Annotated in this window: 26 protein-coding genes; 19 read left to right on the forward strand and 7 right to left on the reverse strand. The window is 55.6% G+C overall.

The genetic code is table 11. The features are described 5' to 3' along the window. Positions 1 to 137 precede the first annotated feature (137 nt). The gene (gene manA, locus N5C09_RS06800) at positions 138 to 1,313 is read left to right on the forward strand and encodes a mannose-6-phosphate isomerase (RefSeq protein WP_279748702.1); all 1,176 of its coding nucleotides are present in this window, start codon (positions 138 to 140) and stop codon (positions 1,311 to 1,313) included. 99 nt (positions 1,314 to 1,412) lie between these two features. Next, positions 1,413 to 2,939 (forward strand): YdgA family protein, encoded by a 1,527-nt coding sequence (locus tag N5C09_RS06805; RefSeq protein ID WP_064910707.1) that lies wholly within the window; start codon positions 1,413 to 1,415, stop codon positions 2,937 to 2,939. A gap of 81 nt (positions 2,940 to 3,020) precedes the next feature. On the opposite strand, the gene N5C09_RS06810 is transcribed toward N5C09_RS06805, so the two are convergent. Continuing rightward, complete coding sequence (locus N5C09_RS06810) at positions 3,021 to 4,049, reverse strand: Mal regulon transcriptional regulator MalI (protein ID WP_112792992.1); 1,029 nt, start codon at positions 4,047 to 4,049, stop codon at positions 3,021 to 3,023. Positions 4,050 to 4,228: 179 nt separating this feature from the next. Between N5C09_RS06810 and malX the strand changes: the two genes are divergently transcribed. From malX to add, 3 genes are all read left to right on the forward strand, one after another. Next, positions 4,229 to 5,821, forward strand: coding sequence for a maltose/glucose-specific PTS transporter subunit IIBC (malX, locus tag N5C09_RS06815; protein ID WP_063866957.1), 1,593 nt, complete (start codon positions 4,229 to 4,231; stop codon positions 5,819 to 5,821). A gap of 49 nt (positions 5,822 to 5,870) precedes the next feature. Further along, complete coding sequence (locus N5C09_RS06820; RefSeq protein ID WP_279748703.1) at positions 5,871 to 7,043, forward strand: pyridoxal phosphate-dependent aminotransferase; 1,173 nt, start codon at positions 5,871 to 5,873, stop codon at positions 7,041 to 7,043. A 96-nt stretch (positions 7,044 to 7,139) separates the two neighbouring features. Then, positions 7,140 to 8,141, forward strand: coding sequence for an adenosine deaminase (gene add / locus N5C09_RS06825; RefSeq protein ID WP_279748704.1), 1,002 nt, complete (start codon positions 7,140 to 7,142; stop codon positions 8,139 to 8,141). 54 nt (positions 8,142 to 8,195) lie between these two features. On the opposite strand, the gene N5C09_RS06830 is transcribed toward add, so the two are convergent. Further along, positions 8,196 to 9,236, reverse strand: a complete 1,041-nt coding sequence (locus N5C09_RS06830) for an oxidoreductase (RefSeq protein WP_279748705.1) — start codon at positions 9,234 to 9,236, stop codon at positions 8,196 to 8,198. Positions 9,237 to 9,476: 240 nt separating this feature from the next. On the opposite strand from N5C09_RS06830, the gene blr reads away from it, so the two are divergent. The 12 genes from blr to gstA all read left to right on the forward strand — a co-directional run bounded on the left by blr (position 9,477) and on the right by gstA (position 19,655). Then, positions 9,477 to 9,602, forward strand: coding sequence for a division septum protein Blr (gene blr, locus N5C09_RS06835; protein ID WP_151884424.1), 126 nt, complete (start codon positions 9,477 to 9,479; stop codon positions 9,600 to 9,602). Between the two features lie 229 nt (positions 9,603 to 9,831). Continuing rightward, a complete protein-coding gene (ydgT, locus tag N5C09_RS06840) occupies positions 9,832 to 10,047 on the forward strand; it encodes a transcription modulator YdgT (RefSeq protein ID WP_000217941.1) in 216 nt (71 codons plus the stop codon). Positions 10,048 to 10,132: 85 nt separating this feature from the next. Next, on the forward strand, positions 10,133 to 10,573 hold the full coding sequence (locus tag N5C09_RS06845) for a DUF2569 domain-containing protein (protein WP_017693547.1): 441 nt from the start codon (positions 10,133 to 10,135) through the stop codon (positions 10,571 to 10,573). A gap of 76 nt (positions 10,574 to 10,649) precedes the next feature. Beyond that, positions 10,650 to 11,231, forward strand: coding sequence for an electron transport complex subunit RsxA (gene rsxA / locus N5C09_RS06850; RefSeq protein ID WP_022647920.1), 582 nt, complete (start codon positions 10,650 to 10,652; stop codon positions 11,229 to 11,231). Next, a complete protein-coding gene (rsxB, locus tag N5C09_RS06855) occupies positions 11,231 to 11,809 on the forward strand; it encodes an electron transport complex subunit RsxB (protein ID WP_193035726.1) in 579 nt (192 codons plus the stop codon). Before rsxA ends, rsxB begins: the two co-directional genes overlap by 1 nt. Then, positions 11,802 to 13,823 (forward strand): electron transport complex subunit RsxC, encoded by a 2,022-nt coding sequence (rsxC, locus tag N5C09_RS06860; RefSeq protein WP_279748706.1) that lies wholly within the window; start codon positions 11,802 to 11,804, stop codon positions 13,821 to 13,823. The genes rsxB and rsxC overlap by 8 nt, the downstream gene beginning before the upstream one ends. Beyond that, positions 13,824 to 14,876 (forward strand): electron transport complex subunit RsxD, encoded by a 1,053-nt coding sequence (rsxD, locus tag N5C09_RS06865; protein WP_279748707.1) that lies wholly within the window; start codon positions 13,824 to 13,826, stop codon positions 14,874 to 14,876. It begins immediately after the preceding gene. Positions 14,877 to 14,886: 10 nt separating this feature from the next. Further along, positions 14,887 to 15,507: an electron transport complex subunit RsxG gene (rsxG, locus tag N5C09_RS06870; protein WP_131636783.1), complete on the forward strand. Its 621-nt coding sequence runs from the start codon at positions 14,887 to 14,889 to the stop codon at positions 15,505 to 15,507. Positions 15,508 to 15,509: 2 nt separating this feature from the next. Beyond that, the gene (locus tag N5C09_RS06875) at positions 15,510 to 16,196 is read left to right on the forward strand and encodes an electron transport complex subunit E (RefSeq protein ID WP_063448911.1); all 687 of its coding nucleotides are present in this window, start codon (positions 15,510 to 15,512) and stop codon (positions 16,194 to 16,196) included. Beyond that, positions 16,193 to 16,828, forward strand: a complete 636-nt coding sequence (gene nth, locus N5C09_RS06880) for an endonuclease III (protein ID WP_279748708.1) — start codon at positions 16,193 to 16,195, stop codon at positions 16,826 to 16,828. The genes N5C09_RS06875 and nth overlap by 4 nt, the downstream gene beginning before the upstream one ends. 607 nt (positions 16,829 to 17,435) lie before the next feature. After that, positions 17,436 to 18,944 carry a dipeptide/tripeptide permease DtpA gene (gene dtpA, locus N5C09_RS06885; RefSeq protein WP_193033566.1) on the forward strand — a complete coding sequence of 503 codons (1,509 nt, stop codon included), beginning with the start codon at positions 17,436 to 17,438 and terminating at the stop codon, positions 18,942 to 18,944. A gap of 105 nt (positions 18,945 to 19,049) precedes the next feature. Continuing rightward, on the forward strand, positions 19,050 to 19,655 hold the full coding sequence (gene gstA / locus N5C09_RS06890) for a glutathione transferase GstA (RefSeq protein ID WP_063448912.1): 606 nt from the start codon (positions 19,050 to 19,052) through the stop codon (positions 19,653 to 19,655). 60 nt (positions 19,656 to 19,715) lie between these two features. Here gstA and pdxY read toward each other — a convergent pair whose 3' ends face one another. From pdxY to anmK, 5 genes are all read right to left on the reverse strand, one after another. Beyond that, positions 19,716 to 20,576, reverse strand: coding sequence for a pyridoxal kinase PdxY (gene pdxY, locus N5C09_RS06895; protein ID WP_279748709.1), 861 nt, complete (start codon positions 20,574 to 20,576; stop codon positions 19,716 to 19,718). A gap of 66 nt (positions 20,577 to 20,642) precedes the next feature. Beyond that, positions 20,643 to 21,917 carry a tyrosine--tRNA ligase gene (tyrS, locus tag N5C09_RS06900; RefSeq protein ID WP_193527203.1) on the reverse strand — a complete coding sequence of 425 codons (1,275 nt, stop codon included), beginning with the start codon at positions 21,915 to 21,917 and terminating at the stop codon, positions 20,643 to 20,645. Positions 21,918 to 22,042: 125 nt separating this feature from the next. Beyond that, positions 22,043 to 22,699: a pyridoxamine 5'-phosphate oxidase gene (gene pdxH, locus N5C09_RS06905; protein WP_107535222.1), complete on the reverse strand. Its 657-nt coding sequence runs from the start codon at positions 22,697 to 22,699 to the stop codon at positions 22,043 to 22,045. 57 nt (positions 22,700 to 22,756) lie between these two features. Next, positions 22,757 to 23,086: a C-type lysozyme inhibitor gene (gene mliC / locus N5C09_RS06910; RefSeq protein WP_107535221.1), complete on the reverse strand. Its 330-nt coding sequence runs from the start codon at positions 23,084 to 23,086 to the stop codon at positions 22,757 to 22,759. An 87-nt stretch (positions 23,087 to 23,173) separates the two neighbouring features. Then, positions 23,174 to 24,298 (reverse strand): anhydro-N-acetylmuramic acid kinase, encoded by a 1,125-nt coding sequence (gene anmK, locus N5C09_RS06915; RefSeq protein ID WP_063866979.1) that lies wholly within the window; start codon positions 24,296 to 24,298, stop codon positions 23,174 to 23,176. A 255-nt stretch (positions 24,299 to 24,553) separates the two neighbouring features. Here anmK and slyB point away from each other — a divergent pair, with 255 nt between their 5' ends. Both slyB and N5C09_RS06925 read left to right on the forward strand, forming a co-directional pair. Continuing rightward, positions 24,554 to 25,021 carry an outer membrane lipoprotein SlyB gene (gene slyB, locus N5C09_RS06920; RefSeq protein ID WP_063448917.1) on the forward strand — a complete coding sequence of 156 codons (468 nt, stop codon included), beginning with the start codon at positions 24,554 to 24,556 and terminating at the stop codon, positions 25,019 to 25,021. A 198-nt stretch (positions 25,022 to 25,219) separates the two neighbouring features. Next, positions 25,220 to 26,581: a GGDEF domain-containing protein gene (locus tag N5C09_RS06925; RefSeq protein ID WP_279748710.1), complete on the forward strand. Its 1,362-nt coding sequence runs from the start codon at positions 25,220 to 25,222 to the stop codon at positions 26,579 to 26,581. The last annotated feature ends 31 nt before the right edge of the window (positions 26,582 to 26,612 follow it).

Here is a 26,612-nt window from a genome sequence, read left to right on the forward strand (position 1 = left end):
AAGCGAGTCAGCTTATCCTACACAATTTTTTAACAAAAACTGAGACTAGTACGACTTTTTACATCCGCAGGTTACTTCCATCCGGTTTATTGCTTTAATACCCGGAGTTAATTCCACATTTGAATCAGGGCTTGATAATGCAAAAACTCATCAACTCAGTGCAAAACTACGCCTGGGGAAGTAAAACTGCGTTAACGGATCTCTACGGTATCGCCAACCCGGACAATCTGCCGATGGCAGAGCTGTGGATGGGCGCGCACCCGAAGAGCAGCTCAAAAATAGAAGATGCCAGCGGCCAGGTTCGCAGCCTGCGTGACGTCATCGACGCCGACAAGGCCGCGCTGCTCGGCGAAAAAGTGGCAAATCGTTTTGGTGAATTGCCGTTTCTGTTCAAGGTACTGTGCGCCGATCAGCCGCTCTCCATTCAGGTTCATCCAAACAAAAAAGCATCTGAAATCGGGTTTGCCAAAGAAAATGCCGCTGGTATTCCGTTAGACGCGGCAGAACGTAACTACAAAGATCCTAACCACAAGCCGGAACTGGTGTTCGCCCTCACTCCTTTCCTGGCGATGAATGCCTTCCGCGAGTTTTCCGAGATTATTTCTCTGCTGCAACCGGTCGCCGGGGCGCACAAGGCTATCGCCCACTTCCTGGAGAACCCTACCGCGGAAGCCCTGAGCGCGCTGTTTGCCAGCCTGCTGAATATGCAGGGCGAGGAAAAATCCCACGCGCTGGCGGTGCTGAAAGCCGCGCTGAACGGCCAGCAGGGTGAGCCATGGGAGACCATTCGCGTGATTTCCGCGTTTTACCCGGACGACAGCGGCCTCTTCTCTCCGCTGCTGCTGAACGTGGTGAAGCTCAATCCGGGCGAAGCGATGTTCCTGTTCGCTGAAACCCCGCACGCCTACCTGAACGGCGTGGCGCTGGAGGTGATGGCTAACTCCGATAACGTGCTGCGCGCGGGCCTGACGCCTAAATACATCGACATCCCTGAGCTGGTAGCCAACGTGAAGTTCGAGGCGAAACCTGCTGCGGAGCTGCTTACTCAGCCGGTGAAAAATGGCGCAGAGCTGGACTTCCCGATCCCGGTTGACGATTTTGCCTTTTCCCTGCACGACCTCAGCGCAGGCGAAACCGCCATTGCGCAGGAGAGCGCGGCGATCCTGTTATGCGTGGAAGGTGAAGCGACCTTGCATAACGGTAGCGAGCGTCTGGTGCTCAAGCCGGGGGAATCCGCTTTTGTTCCGGCAAACGAGTCGCCTGTCTTGGTAAGCGGCACTGGCCGTCTGGCGCGCGTTTTTAATAAGCTTTAGGGACTTACTGAATTTTTTAACAACTCTTGCTAAGCTAGTAACAGGCGTTGTAACACCAGGCGGTTTTGACCGCCTGGTTTCATTTTAGGGATAATCGCAATGAAAAAATCGGTCGTAGCGGTAGGAGTGATTGTTGCTTTAGGCGTGATCTGGACGGGTGCCTCCTGGTATACCGGGAAACAGCTGGAAAGCCGTCTGGCAGAGATGATGGCGCAGGCAAACAGCGAGATTAAGCGCAGCGCGCCTGAAGCAGGCCTGGAGCTGAGCTACCAGAATTACCAGCGCGGCGTGTTTACCAGCCATATGCAGGTGGTGGTGAAGCCGGTTGCGGGTAATCAGAACGCCTGGCTGAAACCAGGCCAGAGCGTGGTGCTGGATGAGGTGGTCAGCCACGGTCCGTTCCCGCTGGCGCAGTTGAAGAAATTTAACCTGATCCCCTCCATGGCATCAGCCAGAACCGTACTGGTCAATAATGAGGTGACGAAGCCGCTGTTCGATATGGCAAAAAACACATCGCCGTTTGAGATCAATACCCGCATCAGCTATGCCGGCGATACGCATTCCGACATCGACCTGAAAGCGCTAAATTACGAACAAGGCACCGATAAAGTCGCCTTCAGCGGCGGTAATTTCAAGCTTGACGCCGATCGTGACGGTAAGAATGTTTCCCTGACAGGCGATGCTGAAAGCGGCCTGGTGAATTCAGTTAATGAATATAACCAGAAGGTTCAGCTCACCTTTAACAACCTGAAGGCCAGCGGCAACAGCCGCATGACCGATTTTGACGAGCGTATTGGCGACCAGAAGCTGAGCCTCGATAAAATCGCCATTGCGATTGAAGGCAAGGAGATGGCGGTGCTGGAAGGCATGGATCTGGACGGCAAGTCGGACGTGTCCAAAGACGGTAAAAGCATCAACACCCAGCTGGATTACAGCCTGAAAAGCCTGAAGGTTCAAAATCAGGACCTGGGTACCGGCAAGCTGTCACTGAAAATCGGCAACATTGACGGCCAGGCGTGGCACGCATTTAGCCAGAAATACAGCAAAGAGAGCCAGGCTCTGCTGACCGATGCCGCCCTGCAACAGAACCCGCAGGCGTACCAGCAGCAGGCGATGAGTGTGCTGTTTAATAACCTGCCGATCCTGCTGAAAGGCGAGCCGGTAATTACCGTTGCGCCACTGAGCTGGAAAAACGACAAGGGCGAAACCAACTTCAACCTGTCGCTGTTCCTGAAGGATCCGGCAGCCGCTACCGGCGAGCCGCAGACCCTGGCGCAGGAAGTTGACCGCAGCGTGAAGTCGCTCGACAGCAAGCTGACTATCCCGATGGATATGGCGACCGAGTTCATGACGCAGATTGCGAAGCTTGAAGGTTATGGTGAAGAGGATGCAGGCAAACTGGCGAACCAGCAGGTGAAAGGCCTGGCGGCGATGGGCCAGATGTTCCGCATCACGAAAGTGGAAGACAACACCATTTCCACCAGCCTGCAATATGCTAATGGTCAGGTAACGCTCAACGGCGACAAAATGCCGCTGGAAGATTTTGTCGGCATGTTTGGTATGCCGACGCTGGGCATTCCGGCACCGGCTGAACCGGCAGCGCCGCCGGCAGTACCGCAGCAGTAAACGACAAAACCCCTCGCACGAGGGGTTTTTTATTGCCGGGTGGCGGCTGCGCCTTACCCGGCCTACGATTCTGAGCCTGCGTCACTTCACCGTCACTAACCGCGCCGCCACAATCTGATGCCCAGCCTGGACGTCCGCCTTCTCGATCCGCTGCATGATCCTGTCCGCCAGGGTGTACCCCATTTCCCGAGCCGGCGTCGTCGCCCAGACGATGGGGAGATCGTCCAGCGCATTTTCACCCACATCGGCAAACGCCCCCAGCGCCACCTGGTGACCGAAGAAGGTTTCTACCCCGCCCTCACCGCTCTGGCGTCCGGCGCGGATCAAGCCGAACCACGCCCCCATCGCAATCACATCGTTATAGCAAATCACCGCGCTGATTGTCGGGCTGGTGCGGAGCAACGTGCCGATGGCTTCTGCGGCTTTCTTCTGGCTGGATTCGCACTCCACCACCCATTCGCTGTGAAACGGTAGGCCGTATTTGATGAGCGTGGAGCAGTAACCGCCCACCCGCTCGGCACGCGTGAGAGACGAGCTTTTACCACCGAGCCAGGCGATACGCTGATGGCCGCGATGAATAAGATGTTCGGTCAGCATTTGCGCGGCCTGCATGTTATCCGGGCGAAGAGTATCGGCTTCGTCGAGATAGCTGGCGCGCGACGCAAACACCAGCGGTACGCCTTTCTGCGCGGCGCGCTCACAGAGTTCGCTGCCCACGCCGGACGCGCCGGCCACTATCACACCATCCACCCCTTGCGTCAGTAGCATATCCAGCCTGGAGAGCAGTTGCTCCGGTTCGCGCCCACCGTGGAGCAGAAACACCATTCGCCCCTGCGCTTCAAGCGCCTCGGTAAGCCCCGCGGTCAGTTCTGCATAAAACGGCGACGTGAGGTCGCGAACGATCAGCCCTATCACCCCGCTTTGTCCGCCGCGCAGCGCCGACGCCTGGCGATTTCGCACAAAGCCCAGCTGCTCAACGGCCTCGTTGACGCGCTGACCCGTTGCAGGAGAGATGCGCCCCTTTCCGCTCAGTACCAGCGAAACGGTGCTGACGGAAACCCCCGCCGCCAGCGCGACATCGTTGATGGTGATCTTTTTCGCTACAGCCATGTGGTGGCGTGACTCCCTGATAATGAGAACGCTAAAACGTTTTATCAATACGTTATCTTTATACTACCAGTAAAAGCCTGAGAATGTGATTTAGCGCGCACTAAAGTTTGATAAAACGTTTTATCTTCTCGCTGCATCGAGGCCGTTAAATCTCTTTCTACCATTTAAGGAGTCGTTTTATGACGACGAAAGCAGCACAAAAAATATCGCTGTGGGAGTTTTTCCAGCAACTGGGTAAGACCTTTATGCTGCCCGTGGCACTTCTCTCCTTTTGCGGGATCATGCTGGGGATCGGCAGTTCGTTAAGCAGCCACGATGTCATTACCCTGATCCCTTTCCTGGGAAATCCGGTACTTCAGGCGATCTTCATCTGGATGAGCAAGGTCGGATCGTTTGCCTTCAGTTTCCTGCCGGTGATGTTCTGTATCGCCATCCCTCTGGGCCTGGCGCGCGAAAATAAAGGCGTGGCGGCCTTTGCGGGCTTCGTGGGCTATGCGGTCATGAACCTTGCGGTTAACTTCTGGCTGACCGCGAAAGGCATACTGCCGACGACCGACGCGGCCGTACTGAAAGCCAATAACATTCAGAGCGTGATCGGCATTCAGTCCATCGACACCGGGATCCTGGGAGCCGTGATCGCCGGGGTGATCATCTGGATGCTGCACGAGCGCTTTCACAACATCCGTCTGCCCGATGCGCTGGCCTTCTTCGGCGGCACCCGCTTTGTGCCAATTATTACGCTGGTTGTGATGGGGCTGTTTGGCCTGATCATCCCCCTGATTTGGCCCGTTTTTGCGATGGGGATTGCCGGTATTGGCCGCATTATCAACGGCGCGGGTGATTTCGGACCGATGATTTTCGGCACGGGCGAACGTCTGCTGCTGCCGTTCGGCCTACAGCACATTCTGGTTGCCCTGATCCGCTTTACCGAAGCGGGCGGTACCATGGACGTCTGCGGCCACTCCGTGAGCGGCGCGCTGACCATCTTCCAGGCGCAGCTGAGCTGCCCGACCACGCACGGCTTCTCTGAAAGCGCGACCCGTTTCCTGTCACAGGGTAAAATGCCTGCCTTCCTCGGCGGTCTGCCCGGCGCGGCGCTGGCGATGTACCACTGCGCCCGTCCGGAAAACCGTCATAAAATTAAAGGCCTGCTGATTTCCGGCGTGATCGCCTGCGTCGTAGGCGGCACTACCGAGCCTATCGAATTCCTGTTCCTGTTCGTTGCCCCGGTGCTGTACCTCATTCACGCCGTGCTGACCGGCCTGGGCTTCACCGTGATGGCGGTGCTGGGCGTCACCATCGGCAATACCGACGGCAACGTGATCGACTTCGTGGTGTTCGGTATCCTGCACGGCCTGTCCACCAAGTGGTATCTGGTGCCGGTAGTGGCGGCCATCTGGTTTGCGGTGTACTACGGGATCTTCCGCTTCGCCATCACCCGCTTTAACCTGAAAACGCCAGGCCGCGATGCCGATACGGCCACCAGTGTTGAACAGGCGGTAGCCGGAACCGTGGGTAAATCCGGGTATAACACACCGGCTATTCTGGCGGCGCTGGGCGGTGCGGATAACATCACCTCTCTGGATAACTGCATCACCCGCCTGCGCCTGTCGGTGGCAGACATGTCAAAAGTGGACACCAATGCGCTTAAAGCTAACCGGGCTATCGGCGTGGTACAGTTAAATCAACACAATTTGCAGGTCGTCATTGGCCCGCAGGTTCAGTCAGTGAAGGATGAACTGGCAACCCTGATGCGAACCGTCGAAGCCTGATGCCTCGCCCCCCTCGTCATGAGGGGGTTTTACTTTACGGAGCACCGTCATGTTTGATTTTTCTACCGTCGTGGATCGACACGGCACCTGGTGTACCCAGTGGGATTATGTCGCCGACCGTTTTGGCGCTGCCGACCTGCTGCCCTTCACCATCTCTGATATGGATTTTGCCACCGCCCCCTGCATTACCGAAGCGCTGCACCAGCGAATTAACCACGGGGTGTTTGGCTACAGTCGCTGGAAAAATGACGACTTCCTGACCGCCGTGGCGCACTGGTTCCGGCAACGCTTTAACAGTCAGATTGATACCGAAGCCGTGGTGTATGGACCGTCGGTCATTTATATGGTCTCTGAGCTGATCCGCATCTGGTCCTCGCCTGGCGACGGCGTGGTGGTTCATACTCCGGCTTATGATGCGTTTTATAAAGCGGTCGACGGCAACCAGCGTAACGCTGTTTCCGTGCCGATGCAGAAAACGGCGCATGGCTGGGACGGCAATATGGCCGCGCTGGAGGCGGCGCTGGCAAAACCGGAAAACACGATTTTGCTGCTGTGTAGTCCGCAAAACCCGACCGGCAAAGTCTGGACGCGGGACGAGCTGGCCACAATGGCGGCGCTTTGCAGACGATACGATGTGGCGGTAATCAGCGACGAAATTCATATGGATATGGTATGGGGAACGCATCGCCATACGCCCTGGAATGAGGTGGCGAGTGGCAAATGGGCGCTGCTGACCTCGGGATCCAAAAGCTTCAACATTCCGGCGCTGACGGGCGCCTACGGGCTTATCGCCGATAACGACAGCCGTAACGCCTATCTGAATGCATTAAAAGGCCGGGACGGGCTCTCTTCCCCTTCCGTGCTGGCACTGACCGCACACATTGCGGCTTATCGGCAGGGCGAACCCTGGCTGGATGCGCTGCGGGCATATCTTGAAGAAAATCTGCGCTATATTGCTGACGAACTGAATACCGCCTTTCCGGCACTCAGCTGGCAACCGCCTGAGGCCACCTATCTGGCCTGGATCGACCTTAGCCCGCTCGGTATTGACGACAATACGCTGCAAAAGGTGCTGATTGAGCAGCAAAAAGTGGCCATCATGCCGGGATATACCTATGGAGCAGAAGGAAAAGGCTACGTTCGTCTGAACGCGGGTTGCCCCCGTAGTAAGCTTGAACAGGGCGTTCAGCGCCTCATCGCGGGCATCAACACGCTGCTGTAAATTATTTGCGCAACGGAATATTCCCTTGCGCAAATAGCTTTTTACCCCGTTTTGTTTTTATAATATGGCGCACTTTAACCAGCAAAGAGTGCGACCATGATTGATACACGCCTGCCTTTAACCGATATTCACCGCCATCTTGACGGCAACATTCGTGCCCAAACCATTCTCGATCTTGGCCGCCAGTTCAATTTGACGCTTCCTGCTGAAACGCTTGAAACCCTGATCCCCCATGTCCAGGTCACGTCGAACGAGCCGGATCTAGTGAGTTTCCTGAGCAAGCTCGACTGGGGCGTGAAGATGCTGGCCTCGCTCGATGCCTGTCGCCGTGTCGCCTTTGAAAACATCGAAGATGCCGCACGCAACGGCCTGCATTATGTCGAGCTGCGTTTCTCCCCGGGCTATATGGCGATGACCCACAACCTGCCAGTGGCGGGCGTGGTTGAAGCGGTCATTGAAGGCGTGCGTGAAGGCTGCAAAACCTTTGACGTTCAGGCGCGTTTAATCGGCATTATGAGCCGTACCTTCGGTGAAGCGGCCTGTCTTCAGGAGCTGGAGGCGTTACTGGCGCATCGCGACCAGATCACCGCCATCGACCTCGCCGGTGACGAGCTGGGCTTCCCGGGCAGCCTGTTCCTGTCTCATTTCAACCGCGCACGTGATGCCGGCTGGCACATTACCGTTCATGCGGGAGAAGCCGCGGGGCCGGAAAGCATCTGGCAGGCCATTCGTGAACTGGGTGCAGAACGTATCGGTCACGGCGTGAAGGCGATTGAAGATCGTGCGCTGATGGATTTCCTCGCAGAGCAACGTATCGGGGTTGAATCCTGCCTGACCTCCAATATTCAGACCAGTACGGTCGCATCTCTGGCGCAACACCCGCTGAAAACCTTCCTGGAATACGGGGTTCTCGCTTCACTGAACACGGACGATCCGGCCGTTCAGGGCGTGGATATTATTCACGAATACACTGTCGCCGCACCGCAGGCCGGACTGAGCCGCGAGCAGATCCGTCAGGCACAAATCAACGGGCTGGAAATTGCCTTCCTGACGCCAGAAGAGAAACAGGCGCTTCGGGATAAGGTGGCGACCGCATAAACCCTTTGCCGGGTGGCGGCTACGCCTTACCCGGCCTACAAACGTATTTAACACCTATGCCAGACAGAGCGTGGCGCGATGTCTGGCAGATTCGATCCCCAGCTCGATGAGCTCCATAATCTGGATGGCCTGGCTCGCCGGAACCGGATTTTCACCTGAACCGTTCAGCGCGTCACGGATTGCAGCGTAATAGGCCGGGTAATTCCCCGGCAGGGTCAACACCGTTTCCTCAACCAGCGTCTCGCCCTCCGCACGCGTCACCACCCCGTCCCGCATGTCGTAGCCCCAGTCCTCCTGCGGCAAGCGTTCGCCATTTTTGAGGCGCTCTTCCTGGGGATCCAGGCCGAACTTCACGTAGCTGCCGCGCGCCCCGTGAAGGATATAGCGGGCCGATTCCGCAGCCGCAAGCATTGTGCCGTGCAGCACGATGCGGCGCTGCGGATAGCTTAAAATGGCGTGAAAATAGTCGGTTGTCTCCGCGCCCGGCCTGAGCTGCGCTAAATCGACCGTCATGCTCACGGGCAGACCAAACAGATGGACGGCCTGATCGAGCAGATGCGGCGCTAAGTCATACCAGATGCCGCTGCCCGGCCCCGCCTGCTCGCGCCAGCGGTCACGCACCTGCGGACGATAACGATCGAAGTGCGATTCAAAATAGGCAATTTCGCCGAGCGTGCCTTCGCTCAGCAGCGCTTTGACCGTCAGGAAATCGCTGTCCCAGCGCCGGTTGTGAAAGACCGACAATAACCGCCCCAGGCTTCGCGCCAGCGCGTCCAGCTCGCGCGCCTGTGACAACGTCACGGTAAAGGGCTTATCGACGACAACGTGTTTACCCGCCTCCAGCGCCGCTTTCGCCAGCGGGAAGTGGGTGTCGTTAGGGGTAGGGATAACAATAAGGTCAATATTAGGATCGTTAAACAGATGCTTAGGTTCCGTCATCACCGGCACGTTGGGCCAGTCGGCGTGGACTTTGGCTTCATCGCTGCTTGAAATAGCCGCCAGCGCCATGCCCGGCGTGCCGGCAATCAGAGGTGCATGAAAGGTTTTACTTGCGTACCCGTAGCCAATAAGACCGACGCGGATGTTTTCACTCATCGTGTGCCCCCTCGCTGTGCGCTTATTTATCACTGGCCCTGTGCTTATCGCACAGATTAATAATGTGCCCTGAACGTTAAAATAGCATCCCGCGGAAACGTTTTTTTGTAACGCCGCATTAAAGGAGACATATTGCCACCGGGAATCGTTCCCAAAGCGCTTGCTCTGGAGAAAAGGGCGCTGTAACATTTGTAATCTGTATTTATGGATAAATTACAAACACAAATTATGACGTCAATAATTAATCGAATCATTGAATTAGCGGGATGGATTGTCCTTGGGGTTTCGGTCGTGTTGCTTGGCATTGCCAGCCATATCGATAACTACCAGCCGCCGGAGCCCGTCACTGTCGCACAACAAAAGTAAGCCATACCGTCATAAAGCGTGACACATTACGTTATGGTACGTATTGCCAGCCGTAATGAACGGGGTTACCCTTCTCTTCCAGGCATCTGCTGATGCCTGATTCTTCGCAAAGAAAACTCCTAATTTCGTCGCGTTACCCGAGTGGACAGTTTACGTCTTTATTAATCCGTTTATTATTCGAACGCATTACCTTTATGGGTATTACCCTTTTATATGGAAACTTATTAATATGACAGTTCAGGACTATTTATTAAAATTTCGCAAGATCAATTCCCTTGAAAGCCTGGAAAAACTGTTTGACCATCTGAACTACACGCTGTCGGATAATCAGGACATCATCAATATGTACCGCGCTGCTGACCATCGTCGCGCCGAACTCGTCTCCGGCGGTCGTCTGTTCAACGTGGGGGAAGTGCCTAAGTCCGTCTGGCGTTACGTTGTATAAGAAAGTAGCCTTCGGCGCGAAATGTTATATACTCTCCGCCCTGCAAATTTCTGTATAACATTTCGCGCAGACTATGGGAGAGCGTATGACCGCATTGCCTGGAGAACGAATTGGGGGCTGGTTAATCGCCCCGCTGGCATGGCTGCTGGTGGCACTATTAAGCGCATCGCTGGCGCTGTTGCTTTACACCACCGCACTGGTTACGCCTCATGCTATTCAGACGCTGATGTCCCAGAGTGCGCTTAATATTGCAACGTGGTTTGTGTCGTTCGTTTTCGCGATCGCGATGTGGTACTACACGCTGTGGCTGACCATCGCCTTCTTTAAGCGCCGCAAAAACGTGCCGAAACATTATATTATCTGGCTGCTTGTCTCCGTGCTGCTGGCCGTTAAAGCGTTCGCTTTTTCGCCAGTGTCTGACGCGCTGGCGGTTCGCCAGCTCCTGTTTCCGCTGCTGGCAACGGCGCTTCTGGTGCCCTATTTCAAGCGTTCGACGCGCGTTAAGAAGACCTTCGTTAACCCGTAATAACCTTACAGTTAACCTGTTGTGGCCTGTTGTCGTTTATCCGATAATAGGCGGCTATTTTATTTCAGGCTAAATAATGACCGATTACTTACTGCTCTTTGTCGGAACTGTGCTGGTTAATAACTTCGTACTGGTGAAGTTCCTTGGCCTGTGCCCGTTTATGGGCGTCTCCAAAAAGCTGGAGACGGCAATGGGCATGGGGTTGGCCACCACCTTCGTGATGACGATGGCCTCCATTTGCGCATGGCTGATTGACACCTGGATCCTGATCCCACTGGACATGCTCTACCTGCGCACCTTGTCCTTTATCCTGGTCATCGCGGTCGTGGTGCAGTTTACCGAAATGGTTGTGCGAAAAACCAGCCCTGCCCTGTATCGTCTGCTGGGCATCTTTCTGCCGCTCATCACCACTAACTGTGCGGTGCTGGGCGTGGCGCTGCTCAACATCAACCTTGGGCATAATTTCATGCAGTCGGCGCTGTACGGTTTTTCCGCGGCGGTCGGTTTCTCCTTTGTTATGGTCCTGTTCGCGTCGATTCGCGAACGTCTGGCAGCGGCGGATATTCCCGCGCCGTTTCGCGGTAACGCCATCGCCCTGGTGACCGCCGGTTTAATGTCTCTGGCCTTTATGGGCTTTAGTGGTCTGGTGAAGTTGTAATGAGTGCTATCTGGATTGCCATCGCGTCCATCAGCGTACTGGGACTCGTCTTTGGCGTCATTCTGGGTTATGCCTCCCGCCGTTTCGCGGTGGAGGACGATCCGGTTGTTGAAAAAATTGATGAACTTTTACCGCAAAGCCAGTGCGGGCAGTGCGGCTACCCTGGCTGTCGCCCTTACGCTGAGGCGGTGGGCGTGCAGGGAGAAAAGATCAACCGCTGCGCGCCGGGTGGCGAAGCCGTCATGCTTAAAATTGCCGCGCTGCTTAACGTCGATCCGCAGCCTGTCGACGGCGATGAACAGGCGCAGGAGCCCGTCCGTGCTCTTGCTGTGATCGACGAAGCCAACTGCATCGGCTGCACCAAATGTATTCAGGCGTGTCCCGTAGACGCCATTGTGGGCGCTACGCGCGCGATGCACACCGTTGTGGCGGATCTGTGCACCGGCTGTAATCTCTGCGTGGCGCCCTGCCCGACGCAGTGTATAGAACTACGCCCGGTTGAAACGACTACCGAAAACTGGAAGTGGGATCTTCAGACCATTCCGGTTCGCAATATTCCTGTGGAACAACATGCTTAAGTTATTTTCTGCTTTCAGAAAAGAGAAGATCTGGGATTTCGATGGCGGTATTCATCCGCCGGAAATGAAATCGCAGTCTAACGGCACGCCGCTGCGCCAGATCCCGCTGGCGACCCGTTACGTTATGCCACTCAAACAGCACATCGGCGCTGAGGGTGAACTGTGCGTGAAGGAAGGCGATAGCGTTCTTCGCGGTCAGCCGCTGACCTTTGGTCGCGGACGGATGCTGCCGATACATGCCCCGACTTCCGGTAAAGTGGTGTCCATTGCCCCCCATACCGTTGCCCATCCGTCGGCGTTGTCTGAGCTGAGCGTCATCATTGAAGCCGATGGCGAAGACCGCTGGATCGATCGTGACGGCTGGAGCGACTACCGCGCCCGCAGCCGTGAAGAGCTGATTGCACGCATCCATCAGTTCGGCGTGGCGGGTCTCGGGGGCGCTGGCTTCCCGACCGGCGTCAAGCTGCACGGCGGCGGCGATAAAATCGAAACGCTGATTATCAACGCCGCCGAGTGCGAACCGTACATTACCGCCGATGACCGTCTGATGCAGGACTGCGCGGCGCAGGTGGTTGAAGGTATTCGCATCCTTGCGCATATTCTGCAACCCCGTGACGTGCTGATCGGTATTGAGGACAATAAACCGCAGGCCATTTCGATGCTGCGCGCGGTGCTGGCCGACAGCCATGATATTGGTCTGCGCGTGATCCCGACGAAATACCCGTCCGGCGGGGCAAAGCAGCTGACGCAGATCCTGACCGGTAAACAGGTACCCCACGGGGGCCGTTCGTCCGACATCGGCGTGCTGATGCAAAACGTGGGTACCGCTTACGCGGTGAAGCGTGCGGTCATCGACGGTGAGCCGTTGACCGAACGCGTCGTCACGCTGACCGGCGAGTCCGTCTCCCGTCCCGGTAACGTCTGGGCGCGTCTGGGTACGCCGGTACGTCATCTGCTTGAACAGGCGGACTTCTGCCCGGGAAGCGATCAGATGGTCATTATGGGCGGCCCGCTGATGGGCTTTACCCTGCCGTGGCTCGACGTGCCGGTAGTCAAGATTACCAACTGCCTGCTGGCCCCTTCCCCATCGGAGATGGGCGAAACGCAGGAAGAGAAAGGCTGCATCCGCTGTAGCGCCTGCGCGGACGCGTGTCCGGCAGATTTGCTGCCGCAGCAGCTGTACTGGTACAGCAAAGGCCAGCTGCACGATAAAGCTCAGGCGCACAACCTGGCTGACTGCATTGAATGCGGTGCCTGCGCCTGGGTCTGCCCAAGCAATATTCCGCTGGTGCAGTACTTCCGTCAGGAGAAAGCCGAAATCTACGCGATCTCCATGGAAGAAAAACGTGCCGCTGAAGCGAAGGCCCGATTTGAAGCGCGCCAGGCGCGACTGGAGCGCGAGAAACAAGCCCGTCAGGAACGGCATAAGCAGGCCGCCGTGCAGCCTGCGGCCAAAGATCAGGACGCCATTAACGCAGCCCTGGCCCGCGTGCGCGAGAAAAAAGCCACTGCCGCCCAGGCGGTAGCGATCGTGGCGGGACAGAAGCCGGACAACAGCGAAGCGATTGCGGCCCGCGAAGCGCGTAAAGCCGAAGCGCGCGCGCGTCAGGCGGAGAAAGCGCAAAACGCCAAACCGGAAGCCGACATCGACCCGCGTAAAGCGGCGGTGGAGGCGGCTATCGCCCGTGCAAAAGCCCGCAAAGCCGGACAGCAGTCGGTAGTGGTTGAACAGGAAGCGACGGATCCGCGCAAGGCGGCCGTGGAAGCGGCTATTGCCCGCGCCAAAGCACGTAAAGCAGCGCAGAGTCAGCCTGCCGAAGAGGGTGAAGCGCCCGTCGACCCGCGTAAAGCCGCCGTTGAAGCAGCCATCGCCCGCGCGAAAGCACGAAAAGCGGCGCAGCAGGACGACCTGCCTGCGGCCGCTAACGACGATCCACGCAAAGCCGCAGTCGCCGCCGCGATTGCGCGCGTTCAGGCAAAGAAAGCCGCGCAGCAAGCCGTTAACGAGGATTAAATGGTTTTCAGAATTGCAAGTTCCCCGTATACCCATAACCAACGCCAGACCTCGCGTATTATGATGCTGGTGTGCCTGGCCGCGCTGCCAGGTATTGCCGTTCAGTGTTGGTTTTTCGGCTGGGGTACGCTTTTCCAGTTGATTCTGGGTTGTGCCAGCGCCGTTGCAGCAGAAGCCGCGATCCTGAAGCTGCGCAAAATGGACGTCACGCGCATCCTTAGCGATAACTCTGCCCTGTTGACGGGTCTGCTGCTGGCCATCAGCATTCCGCCGTTCGCCCCGTGGTGGATGGTGGTGCTGGGGACGGTATTTGCGGTGATTATCGCTAAACAGCTGTACGGCGGGCTGGGCCATAATCCGTTTAACCCGGCGATGATTGGCTACGTGGTGCTGCTGATCTCCTTCCCGGTACAGATGACCAGCTGGCTGCCGCCGCATGGGATCGCCGCCACCGTGCCCGGCTTTATGGATGCCCTGCACGTTATCTTTACCGGCCATACCGCGCTGGGCGCGGATATGAACGCGCTTCGCATGGGCGTGGACGGTATCAGCCAGGCCACCCCACTCGATACCTTCAAAACCTCCCTGCGCGCTGGTCACAGCGTTGAGCAGGTGATGAAATCCTCCATTTTCAGCGGCGTGCTGGCGGGCGCTGGCTGGCAGTGGGTCAATCTGGCCTACCTCCTGGGCGGCGCCTTCCTGCTGCAACAAAAAGCGATCCGCTGGCATATTCCGGTGAGCTTCCTGGTAACGCTGGCCGTCTGCTCGACGCTCGGCTGGGTTATTTCACCGGATTCACTGGCCAGCCCGCAGCTCCATCTGCTCTCCGGCGCGACCATGCTCGGGGCATTCTTCATTCTGACCGATCCGGTCACCGCCTCCACCACAAACCGTGGCCGTCTGATTTTCGGCGCGCTGGCGGGCCTGATGGTCTGGCTCATTCGCAGCTTTGGCGGCTATCCGGACGGCGTGGCTTTTGCCGTGCTGCTGGCGAATATTACCGTTCCGCTCATCGACTACTACACGCGTCCGCGCGTGTACGGCCATCGCTAAGGGTCACGCCATGCTAAAGACAATGCAAAAACACGGCGTCACGCTGGCGATCTTCGCCGCCGCCCTCACCGGAATGACCGCGCTGGTGAATGAACTGACGAAAAACACCATTGAAGAGCAGGCAATCAAGCAGCAAAAAGCGCTGTTCGATCAGGTGATCCCATCAGATCTTTATGATAACGATCTGCAAAAAAGCTGCTTTGTTGTGCAGGCCCCCCAGCTCGGTAAAGGGGCGCACCGCGTTTATATTGCCCGTAAGGGCGATAGCCCGGTGGGTGCCGTCATGGAAGCCACCGCGCCGGACGGTTACTCCGGCGCGATTCAGCTGCTTGTGGGCAGCGATTTTTCCGGCACCGTGCTGGGCACGCGCGTGACGGAACATCACGAAACGCCGGGCCTTGGCGACAAAATTGAAACCCGCTTAAGCGACTGGATTTTACACTTCGCCGGGAAGATGATTCACGGCGAGGACGATCCCGCTTTCGCGGTGAAAAAAGATGGCGGCGAGTTTGACCAGTTCACCGGCGCCACGATTACGCCTCGCGCGGTGGTTAACGCCGTCAAACGCGCCGGGCTGTATGCCGAAACGCTGCCCGCGCAGATCAATCACCTTTCCGCCTGTGAGGAGTGACCATGAGCCAGGTTAAAGAGGTTATCGTCCAGGGACTCTGGAAAAACAACTCGGCACTCGTACAGCTGCTCGGGTTGTGCCCGCTGCTGGCGGTGACGTCTACCGCCACCAATGCGCTCGGACTGGGGCTGGCGACTACGCTGGTGCTGACCCTGACCAACTTCTCAATTTCTGTTTTGCGCCGCTGGACGCCGTCGGAAATCCGTATTCCGATTTATGTCATGATCATTGCGTCGGTAGTCAGCGTCGTGCAAATGCTGATTAACGCCTACGCATTTGGCCTGTACCAGTCTCTCGGGATCTTCATTCCCCTTATCGTGACCAACTGTATTGTCGTTGGCCGCGCTGAGGCCTTCGCGGTGAAAAACAACCCGGCCATCTCCGCGCTGGATGGGTTTTCGATCGGCATGGGCGCCACTGCCGCCATGTTTGTTCTCGGCTCCGTGCGTGAAATTTTGGGCAACGGCACGCTCTTTGACGGTGCTGACGCGCTGCTTGGCGGCTGGGCGAAGTCGCTGCGTATTGAGGTGTTCCATACGGACACCCCGTTCCTGCTGGCGATGCTGCCCCCGGGAGCCTTCATTGGCCTTGGGATGATGCTGGCGTTAAAATACCTGATTGATGAAAAACGTAAGCGCCGCGCCGCTGAACGCAGCGTACAGGAAGGGATCCCCGAGAAAGCAGCATGAATAAAGAGAAACGCATAGCGATCCTCACGCGCCTGCGCGATGAGAACCCTCATCCAACGACGGAGCTGAATTTTAACTCGCCGTTTGAATTGCTGATCGCGGTGCTGCTCTCCGCGCAGGCCACTGACGTGAGCGTCAACAAAGCAACGGCCCTGCTCTACCCTGTCGCCAATACGCCCCAGGCCATGCTGGAGTTGGGCGTTGAAGGGGTGAAATCCTATATCAAGACCATCGGCCTGTTTAACAGCAAGGCCGAAAACGTCATTAAGACCTGCCGGATCCTGCTGGAGCAGCACGGCGGTGAAGTACCGGAAGATCGCGCTGCGCTGGAAGCGTTGCCGGGCGTCGGGCGGAAAACGGCAAATGTGGTGCTGAACACGGCATTTGGCTGGCCGACGATCGCCGTGGACACCCATATCTTCCGCGTCTCTAACCGCACCCGGTTCGCGCCGGGCAAGAACGTTGAAGAGGTTGAAGAGAAGCTGTTAAAGGTGGTCCCTGCGGAGTTTAAGGTGGACTGCCACCACTGGCTCATCCTTCACGGGCGTTATACCTGCACTGCACGTAAACCACGCTGCGGCTCCTGCATCATCGAAGATCTGTGTGAGTACAAAGAAAAAGTCTATCCCTGAGCGGTCAGCCTTTTTACATGCCTAAGCCCTTAATTGTAATAAGGGTTCTGGTATCGTTTCCGTTGACCGTAAATTGCCCTCTCTTATTACGTTAAGCGTTGTCGATTCTTCGGTCATTTAACACTCAAACAGGTTAATAGTTTTTTCATCACCAAAAATTTCTATACATCTGTGATCGCGATCACTCTGATAACCTGATGTTGGATTTTTGTTGTTAAAACCCTTCCTATCCCTTAGCCAGACAAGATCTCATCGGCTCCACACCGCACATAAGACCAGTCATTTTTCAGAATATGGGCTATATCACTGCCATTTACCCAAAATAGCAGAACATATCGCCATACAGCCATTTAATAGGGCCATTTACAGTGAAAAAAACCAACAATTCTCAACGGATGAAATTTAACGCTGCATAACATTTGCGTGAACCGCTGAATATACCGCCGCAGTTATATGTAACAGATTATTACAAACGTATTGCCAGATGGGGCTGGATAGTGAACATTACCCGCCGTTTCCCCTCCCAATATAACTATAAAGCGGATGGACTACGGTCATCACGCTATGAACACCCCCGTTAATATGGGATGTAAAAAAAGAGGTATATGTGTCGACTGCAAACAATAAACCAACAGAGGAAAGCGTAAGTCTGAACGCTTTCAAACAGCCTAAAGCGTTCTATCTCATTTTCTCTATCGAATTATGGGAGCGTTTTGGCTACTACGGCCTGCAAGGGATTATGGCCGTTTACCTGGTGAAGCAACTGGGTATGTCCGAAGCCGATTCCATCACGCTGTTCTCGTCCTTCAGTGCTCTGGTCTATGGCCTGGTCGCTATCGGCGGCTGGTTAGGCGATAAAGTCCTCGGTACGAAACGCGTGATTATGCTGGGCGCCGTGGTTCTGGCGATTGGCTATGGTCTGGTTGCATGGTCCGGGCACGATGCGGGCGTGGTATATATGGGCATGGCCACCATCGCGGTAGGTAACGGCCTCTTTAAGGCTAACCCGTCCTCCCTGCTTTCTACCTGCTACAACAAAGATGATCCGCGTCTGGACGGTGCATTCACCATGTACTACATGTCCATCAACATCGGTTCATTCTTCTCTATGCTGGCAACCCCATGGCTGGCCGCGAAATTTGGCTGGAGCGTAGCGTTTGCGCTGAGCTTCGTGGGTATGCTGATCACCGTTGTGAACTTCCTGTTCTGCCGTAGCTGGGTTAAAGATTATGGTTCTAAACCAGACTTCGAACCCGTGCATATGGGCAAACTGCTGGCAACCATCGTCGGCATTGTGATCCTGGCCGCTGTTGCCACCTGGCTGCTGCACAACCAGGGTATTGCACGTGCCGTACTGGCCGTGGTTGCGCTGGGTATCGTGATCATCTTCGCTAAAGAAGCCTTCGCGATGCAGGGTGCGGCACGTCGTAAGATGATTGTGGCGTTCATCCTGATGCTGGAAGCGATTATCTTCTTCGTTCTGTACAGCCAGATGCCAACGTCTCTGAACTTCTTCGCTATCCGCAACGTTGAACACTCCATCCTGGGTATCGCGTTCGAGCCGGAGCAGTATCAGGCACTGAACCCGTTCTGGATCATGATTGGTAGCCCGATTCTGGCTGCTATCTATAACAAGATGGGCGACCGTCTGCCGATGCCGCACAAGTTCGCTATCGGTATGGTGCTGTGCTCAGGCGCGTTCCTTGTGCTGCCGCTGGGGACGAAATTCGCGACCGATGCGGGTATCGTTTCTGTTAACTGGCTGATCCTGAGCTATGCGTTGCAGTCTATCGGTGAGCTGATGATCTCCGGTCTGGGCCTGGCAATGGTTGCACAGCTGGTTCCTCAGCGTCTGATGGGCTTCATCATGGGTAGCTGGTTCCTGACTACCGCGGGTGCAGCGATCATTGCAGGTAAGATTGCGAACCTGATGGCGGTACCGGACAACGTTACCGACCCGCTGGTCTCCCTGAACGTCTACGGCACCGTGTTCATGCAAATTGGTATCGCGACAGCCGTGATTGCCGTGCTGATGCTGCTGACCGCACCTAAACTCAATCGTATGACGCAGGACGACGACAAACCCGCTAAAGCGACCAACACCGCGAACGCGTAATGTCATCGGGAAACGACTGAACAGAAGCCGCTAATTGATTAGCGGCTTTTTTTTTATCCGAACGCGCACTAACATAGCGGGAACCTCAGCAAAAAGGAGTTACCGATGAAACTGTTCTATAAACCGGGCGCCTGCTCTCTTGCTTCGCATATCACCCTTCGCGAGAGCGGTAAGGATTTCACGCTGGACGGCGTTGACCTGATGAAAAAGCGCCTGGAAAACGGGGATGACTTTTTTGCGATTAACCCAAAAGGGCAGGTTCCGGCCCTGCTGCTGGATGATGGCACCCTGCTGACCGAAGGCGTGGCAATTATGCAATTCCTGGCGGACAACGTACCGGATCGTCAGCTCCTTGCCCCCACCGGCAGCATTGCGCGCTATAAGACGCTGGAGTGGCTGAACTATATTGCCACCGAACTGCACAAAGGCTTTACGCCTCTGTTCCGCCCGGACACGCCGGAAGAGTACAAACCCACCGTACGCATGCTGCTGGAGAAAAAATTACAGTACATCAACGACGCGCTGAAAGACGACCAGTGGATCGGGGGCTCGCGTTTCACCATCGCCGATGCCTATCTGTTTACCGTTCTGCGCTGGGCGCGCGCGGTTAAGCTGAACATGGACGGGTTAGATCATATTGCGTCATATATGGCGCGCGTGGCGGAGCGTCCTGCGGTGGCTGCGGCGCTGAAAGCGGAAGGACTGAATTAACCGAGTTGCCTGTGTTGCCGGGTGGCGCTGACGCTTACCCGGCCTACGAACTCTGGACGGTTATAACCGTGTGGCGCTGAAATAGTGCTCCGGCTTCGCGATACGATCCTGTGCCGCAACCACCTGTAGCTCATATTCCTGCATCGTCTTCGTCGCAATCATGATTTCATAAACGGCTGCCGTCACGTGCTCCAGCGCGTCGCGCATGCTCGCGCCCTGCAAAAGCTTCACCAGCAGTAAACCGCTGGTCACATCACCGACCCCGACGGGCTGACGTGTACCGAAATCCACCAGCGGTCGACTGATGTGCCAGGCTTCGTCCTTCGTCACCAGCAGCATCTCAAAACGGTCCTGGCTCAATCCTGCGCGTGCCAGGTGTTTAACCAGTACAATCTCTGGCCCCTGCGCGATCAGCTCGCGAGAAGCGCTTACAGCCTCTTCTACGCTGTTAACCGGATGCTCGCTCAGGATCTCCAGTTCAATCAGGTTGGGCGCAATAATATCGCTGGCGGGCAACGCATGACGGACATGAAACTCCGCAACGCCCGGCGCTACGATGCAGCCCTTTTCAGGATGGCCCATCACCGGATCGCAGAAATATTTCGCCGCAGGGTTAGCCGCTTTCACCTGGCGCACGATGCCGAGGATATGCTCCCCCTGCTCCGCCGAGCCCAGATAGCCGCTCAGTACAGCATCGCAGCGTTTAAGCTGGTCGATATCCGCAATGCCCTGAACGATTTCCGTCAGATGCGACGGCGGCATCACGCAGCCGGTCCATTTACCGTACTGGGTATGATTAGAGAACTGGACGGTATTGAGTGGCCAGACGTTGGCCCCGAGGCGGCGCATCGGGAATTCCGCAGCGCTGTTGCCAGCATGTCCAAAAACAACGTGGGACTGAATGGCGAGGATGTTCTTCATCTTGTACTTACCAAACCCTGTCAAAACAAAAGGGGCGTGGTTTCCCACGCCCCTGCATACTTTTAATTACTTCCAGCAGACCAGGCAGTAGTTTTTCTTACCGCGACGCAGCAGCGTGTAGCGACCATACAGACGGTCGTTGTCGGTAAAGGTGTATTCCGGATCGGCCTGTTTCTCACCGTTGATGGTGATCGCGTTAGAGGCGATGGTTTTACGCGCCTGACCGCGAGACGGCTGGAGCTCGGAATCGACCAGCGCCTGCATCAGATCGGCGCCTTTTTCCATCTCCACCATCGGCACACCATCCTGCGCCAGCTGTTCGAAGTCCTCTTCGCTTAAATCGCTCAGGGTGCCGTTGAACAGGCTCGCCGTGATGCGTTTCGCCGCCGCCAGACCTTCTTCACCGTGAACCAGTTTGGTCACTTCGTCCGCCAGCACGTACTGGGCGCGCGGTGCTTTACCGCTGTTCTTGTCTTCTTCTTCCAGCGCATTGATCTCTTCGATATCCATAAAGGTGAAGAACTTCAGGAAGCGATAGACATCGGCATCCGCCGTGTTGATCCAGAACTGGTAGAATTTGTACGGGCTGGTTTTCTTCGGATCGAGCCATACCGCACCGCCTTCGGTCTTACCGAACTTGGTACCGTCTGCTTTGGTGATCAGCGGCACGGTCAGACCAAACACCTGATTCTGATGAAGGCGACGGGTCAGATCGATACCGGAGGTGATGTTTCCCCACTGGTCGGAACCGCCAATTTGCAGAGAGACGCCGTGCAGCTTGTTCAGGCAGGCGAAGTCATAGCCCTGCAACAGGTTGTAGGAGAACTCGGTGAAAGAGATGCCCTGATCGTCACGGTTAAGACGCTGCTTGACCGCTTCTTTGTTAATCATCTGGTTAACAGAGAAGTGTTTACCGATGTCGCGCAGGAACGTCAGCACGTTCATGCCACCAAACCAGTCGTAGTTGTTCGCCGCAATCGCAGCGTTGTCACCACAGTCGAAATCGAGGAACGGTGCAACCTGTTTACGGATCTTGTCCACCCACTCCTGAACGGTGTCTTCAGTATTCAGCTTACGCTCAGCGGCTTTGAAACTGGGGTCGCCAATCAGACCGGTCGCGCCGCCAACCAGCGCGACAGGCTTGTGGCCGGCCATCTGGAAGCGTTTCAGGCATAACAACGGAACAAGATGCCCCAAATGCAAGCTGTCAGCGGTAGGATCGAAGCCGCAATAGAGCGCGATCGGGCCTTGCGCCAGTCGCTCTGCTAACGCTTCTTCGTCCGTCACCTGAGCCACGAGGCCCCGCTCTTGCAATTGTTTAATCAAGTTACTGCTTGCCATCAAATTCTCCATGTATAAACGACTGCACCTTTGCCGGTACACGACTTTTCGCCTGGTGCGAAAGGTACATAGAATAAAGCGCCAGCGCGGTGTGCGCTAGCGCTTAACACAACAAATTTCAGGGTTTACGGCGCCAGTCGGTCTATTTTCCAGCCACCGTTGTCGCGCTGGTATAAAAAGCGGTCGTGGAGACGGTGTTCACCGCCCTGCCAGAACTCCATTTGCTCAACAGGAATGCGGAACCCGCCCCAGAAACTCGGCAGCGGCACTTCACCCTGCTGAAACTTCTGTTTGAGTTCGAGGAATTTACTCTCCAGTACGCCGCGGGCCGAGATTCGGCTGGACTGTTTAGAGACCCAGGCGCCGATCTGACTGTCACGCGGGCGGCTGTGGAAATATTTCACCACGTCGAGCGTAGAGAGGCGCTCCGCCTTGCCGGTGACCATTACCTGACGCTCCAGCATATGCCACGGGAAAAGCAGGCTAATACGTGGATTATTTTCCAGATGGTGAGCTTTACGACTGCCAAGGTTGGTGTAGAACACCAGCCCTTTCTCGTCATAATGCTTGAGCAGTACGATGCGTTGATACGGCTGACCATTTTCATCAACCGTCGCAACCACCATCGCCGTCGGGTCGGCCAGTTTCGCTTCGCAGGCCTGCTTCAGCCAGCGTTCAAAAAGCACCAGCGGTTCAGCGGGAAGATCCTGGCGGCGCAGCCCGCCTTTGGTGTATTCACGGCGCAGATGCGCAATTTGCTGTAGTTCGTCGTTATCTGACATGGCGTTAGCTGAAAGTGAGATTAGGTGGCGCTATTGTGCGCGCCCCCTTTAAAAATCTCAACGCTTCGGATTTTCAAGCTGACAATTGTTCAGCACAATGCGGTCTCGCTTGTAGACGGTGGCGCTGTCACCTTTCGACCAGAAGACATAGATCCCGTCAGAGTAGCGCGCACCGGAGGCCGACATTCCCTGCTTCAGCGTCAACAGTTTATTGTCATAAATAAAGCTGGCTTCCTGACGCGTGTTGTTAAGCTTCACCGTCAGCGGTTTTTCATCACAACGGTATTCCAGCGTATCGGTCTGCATACGCTCGACGAACTGGTTATAGACGCTGCATCCGGTCATAAGAAAAGGCACAGCAATGAGAAGAAGTTTTTTCATGGGCAAATTCCGAAGACTATCCTGGTCCTGGAGGGCGTAGCCGCCCTCCTGTTTTTCCCTATTTTACGGGTTACGTCTGGCGCTGAATTTCAGTTAACTCTGATTATGGCGCGGGTTTGCGGGGAAAATGGCCCCGAGGACGCTCGCCTCCCGCGCACCGGTGACGGACGGTAAATTCCCCGGCAGACCGGCAACCGTGCGCCAGGCAAGCCAGGCGAAGGCCAGGGCTTCCATATCGTCTCCGCTGATCCCGGCTTCATCAGTGGTGGTGACTTCAGTGCCCGGCAGCAGGGCGGCGAGGCGCGCCATCAGGAGCGGGTTGCGGCTTCCGCCCCCGCATACCAGCAGACGCTCGCACCCGCCGCTGAGCAACACCTGTTCAGAAATCGACACGGCGGTAAGCTCGGTCAGCGTGGCCTGAACATCCTGAGGCGCCAGGCCAGGGAAGCGCGCCAGCTGACGTTCAAGCCAGCCGTAGTTGAAATACTCTCGCCCCGTGCTTTTCGGCGCTGGCAGGGCAAAGAAAGGATCGCTTAACAGGGTTTGCAGCAACGGAAGGATCACTTTACCCTGGCTGGCCCACTGCGCGTCTTTGTCGTAGGGTTTACCGCTCTGACGCCAGATCCAGGCATCCATCAGCATATTGCCGGGTCCGGTATCGTATCCACGTACGGGCTGCCCGGGAATGAGCATCGACAGGTTGGCGATCCCGCCAATGTTCAGGACCATTCTGCGCTCCACCGGGTGCGCCAGCAGCGCCTGGTGAAAGGCCGGCACCAGCGGCGCGCCCTGCCCGCCAAGGGCCATATCCCTGCGACGGAAATCGCCCACGACCGTCACGCCGGTTTTTGCCACAATCTGGTTGTTATCGCCAATTTGCATCGTGTGCGGCGCCTCGCCGACCGGTTCATGCCAGACGGTCTGCCCATGGCAGCCTATCGCCACGATATCCTGCGGGTGGAGTCTTTCTTGCTGCATCAGGGCCAGGACCGCATCAGCAAACAGCGCCCCCAGACGCACATCCAGCTGGCCCAGCTGGGAAAGCGTCAGCTGTTGCCCCTGGCAGATATTCAGAATCTCTTCTTTTAACGAGACCGGAATAGGCCAGCTCAGGCTTGCCTGCTGCGCCACCATGTTTTCATCAATGGCAGCCAGAACGACATCCACACCGTCGAGACTGGTACCAGACATCACACCGATATAGCGACCCGATTTCATGCGCTTTCCTTACGTTACGTGGGCTAAGTGCAACCACTCCACCATAAATAACGCTGCTTTGCTATGCGGCGATAATAATTTTTAACAATCTCAGGCCTGTAACGCAGGCGGCTTTTGTTTATGTTCCGTTAAGCCACGTTCCAGTAAAATTTATTTATTCGGCATGCAAAGATAGGAAGTGTGGTCAGGAATGCCATATAATTTAGCCATAACGGATGCCCCGTCCGGGCGTTTTTTGGTGAACAGGAGAGTCAAATGATTTTACGTGTAATGGGCGTTTCGCTGATTGGTTTAACACTGGCGGGTTGTGTGAACGACAATTCACTCTCCGGCGACGTATATAGTGCTTCTGAAGCTAAACAGGTACAGAACGTGACATACGGTACTATCGTTAATGCCCGTCCTGTTCAGATTCAGGGTGGCGATGACACGAACGTTGTGGGCGCTATTGGTGGTGCTGTACTGGGTGGTTTCCTGGGTAACACCATTGGCGGCGGCACCGGTCGCTCTCTGGCTACCGCAGCGGGCGCAGTGGCCGGCGGTGTAGCGGGTCAGGGCGTTCAGGGTGCAATGAACAAAACCCAGGGCGTTGAGCTGGAAATCCGTAAAGACGATGGCAGCACCATTATGGTTGTGCAGAAACAGGGTAACACCCGCTTCTCTGCTGGCCAGCGCGTGGTTCTGGCAAGCAACGGCAGCCAGGTCACCGTCTCCCCGCGTTAATATCCCGCTGGATGCGGTCCCCTCGGGCCGCATCCTTTTACAAAAAATATCATTTTAAAAAATATATTTCTAAAAACACATTCACACGGTGAATGGTTAATTTCATCTGAAATTGTTCCTGCGCAAAGTATCTTTTATTTCTCTCCTTTAGACTCGTCTGATTCTCTTTTTTCCTCTTTTTACTTTTTTTAAAATTCTATGCTTGCGATCTGTCGATTTGTAAAGAACCGCTTTGTTGCCTTCGCACTTGGGTGCATTGTTATCATTGCTCTATTACAAGGTTTTTTTATAAAGCTTGTTGAATGGGTTCCTTCATTCTCTCCGCTATTTTTCCCTACGCTCACGATATTTCTCCTGGTATTCCATCTGTTTATCGCCTGTTTTATGGCAATGAAATACTGGTGCGATAAAAAACGGTTATATCTCGTTCCGATTGCGTTGGCCTTTGCCGGTTCTGCACTGCTGATGGTGGGTACACTGTCCAGCTTTCCGGCCTGGCTGGATCTCTATCAGTTCAACGAGGCGAACTATAATGACGCGATGATCTTTTATATGTTCCGCCACCTCTTAATGGCGGTGCTGATGATGGCCTCAGTATTGCTGTATACGCTGCGCGCTTCCCCCCTTTCACGAAGCGCCCACATCGGCATTGTCGCCGGGTCGACGCTCTTTACGGGCTGCATGCTCGGGCTGGCGTGGTTCTATTCCAGCCATTCCACGATGCTAACCCTGGATCTTGTGGATAATGAAACCCGGAAGTTTATGGTTCTCTGGAGCCAGACCATCAATATCATTTTGGTCATTCTTTGGGTTATCACCTTAATCACCCTGATGGCCGTAACCCGGATAAGAAATTTGTTCTGGATCGGCGGCAATTTTTTATGCGTCTGTTATGTCGTCACGCTGTTAATGCTGTTGTTAGGCGGACACGCGGAAGATGTTTCATGGTATCGTGCACGGTTATTCGAAACCGTCGCGACGTTAATGATTATTTTCATTTTACTTTCCGACGTCTTTAATTTGTATCGTGATTCGCACGTCAAATATCAGCAGTCTTATCAAAATTCAATCCGCGACCCGCTTACCCGTCTTTATAATCGCAGCTATTTTTATGATTCATTAAATTACGCCCTCAGCTCGGCAACGGAGGCACATCCTGTATCGGTGGTGGTAAGCGACCTTGACCGTTTCAAGCGCATCAACGACTGTTACGGGCATTTGCAGGGGGATAAGGTTTTACAGTTTGTCTCTAATCTGCTGACGGATTCTGTGCGCCCCCAGGATATCGCGGCCCGAATCGGCGGTGAAGAGTTTGTGCTGATGCTGACCAATACCCCTTCAGACGCCGCGCGGCAGGTGGCCGAGCGCATTCGCCTCAAGCTGAGCGGGTTTGATAAAGCCAGCAGCGGTGGTCATCTGCCGGAGCCCATTACCATCAGCATGGGCGTATTCACCGCAACGTCGCCAGAAACCAGTGCGGAAACCTGCGTGGAGAGCGCGGATAAAGCCATGTACGAGGCAAAAGAGACGGGGCGAAACCGGGTGGTGGTATTCAGATAATAAGAAAGGCCCTGGATTCACAAGGCCTTTT

This window comes from Enterobacter sp. GD03975, assembly GCF_029838645.1.
GTDB classification, from domain to species: domain Bacteria; phylum Pseudomonadota; class Gammaproteobacteria; order Enterobacterales; family Enterobacteriaceae; genus Enterobacter; species Enterobacter quasihormaechei.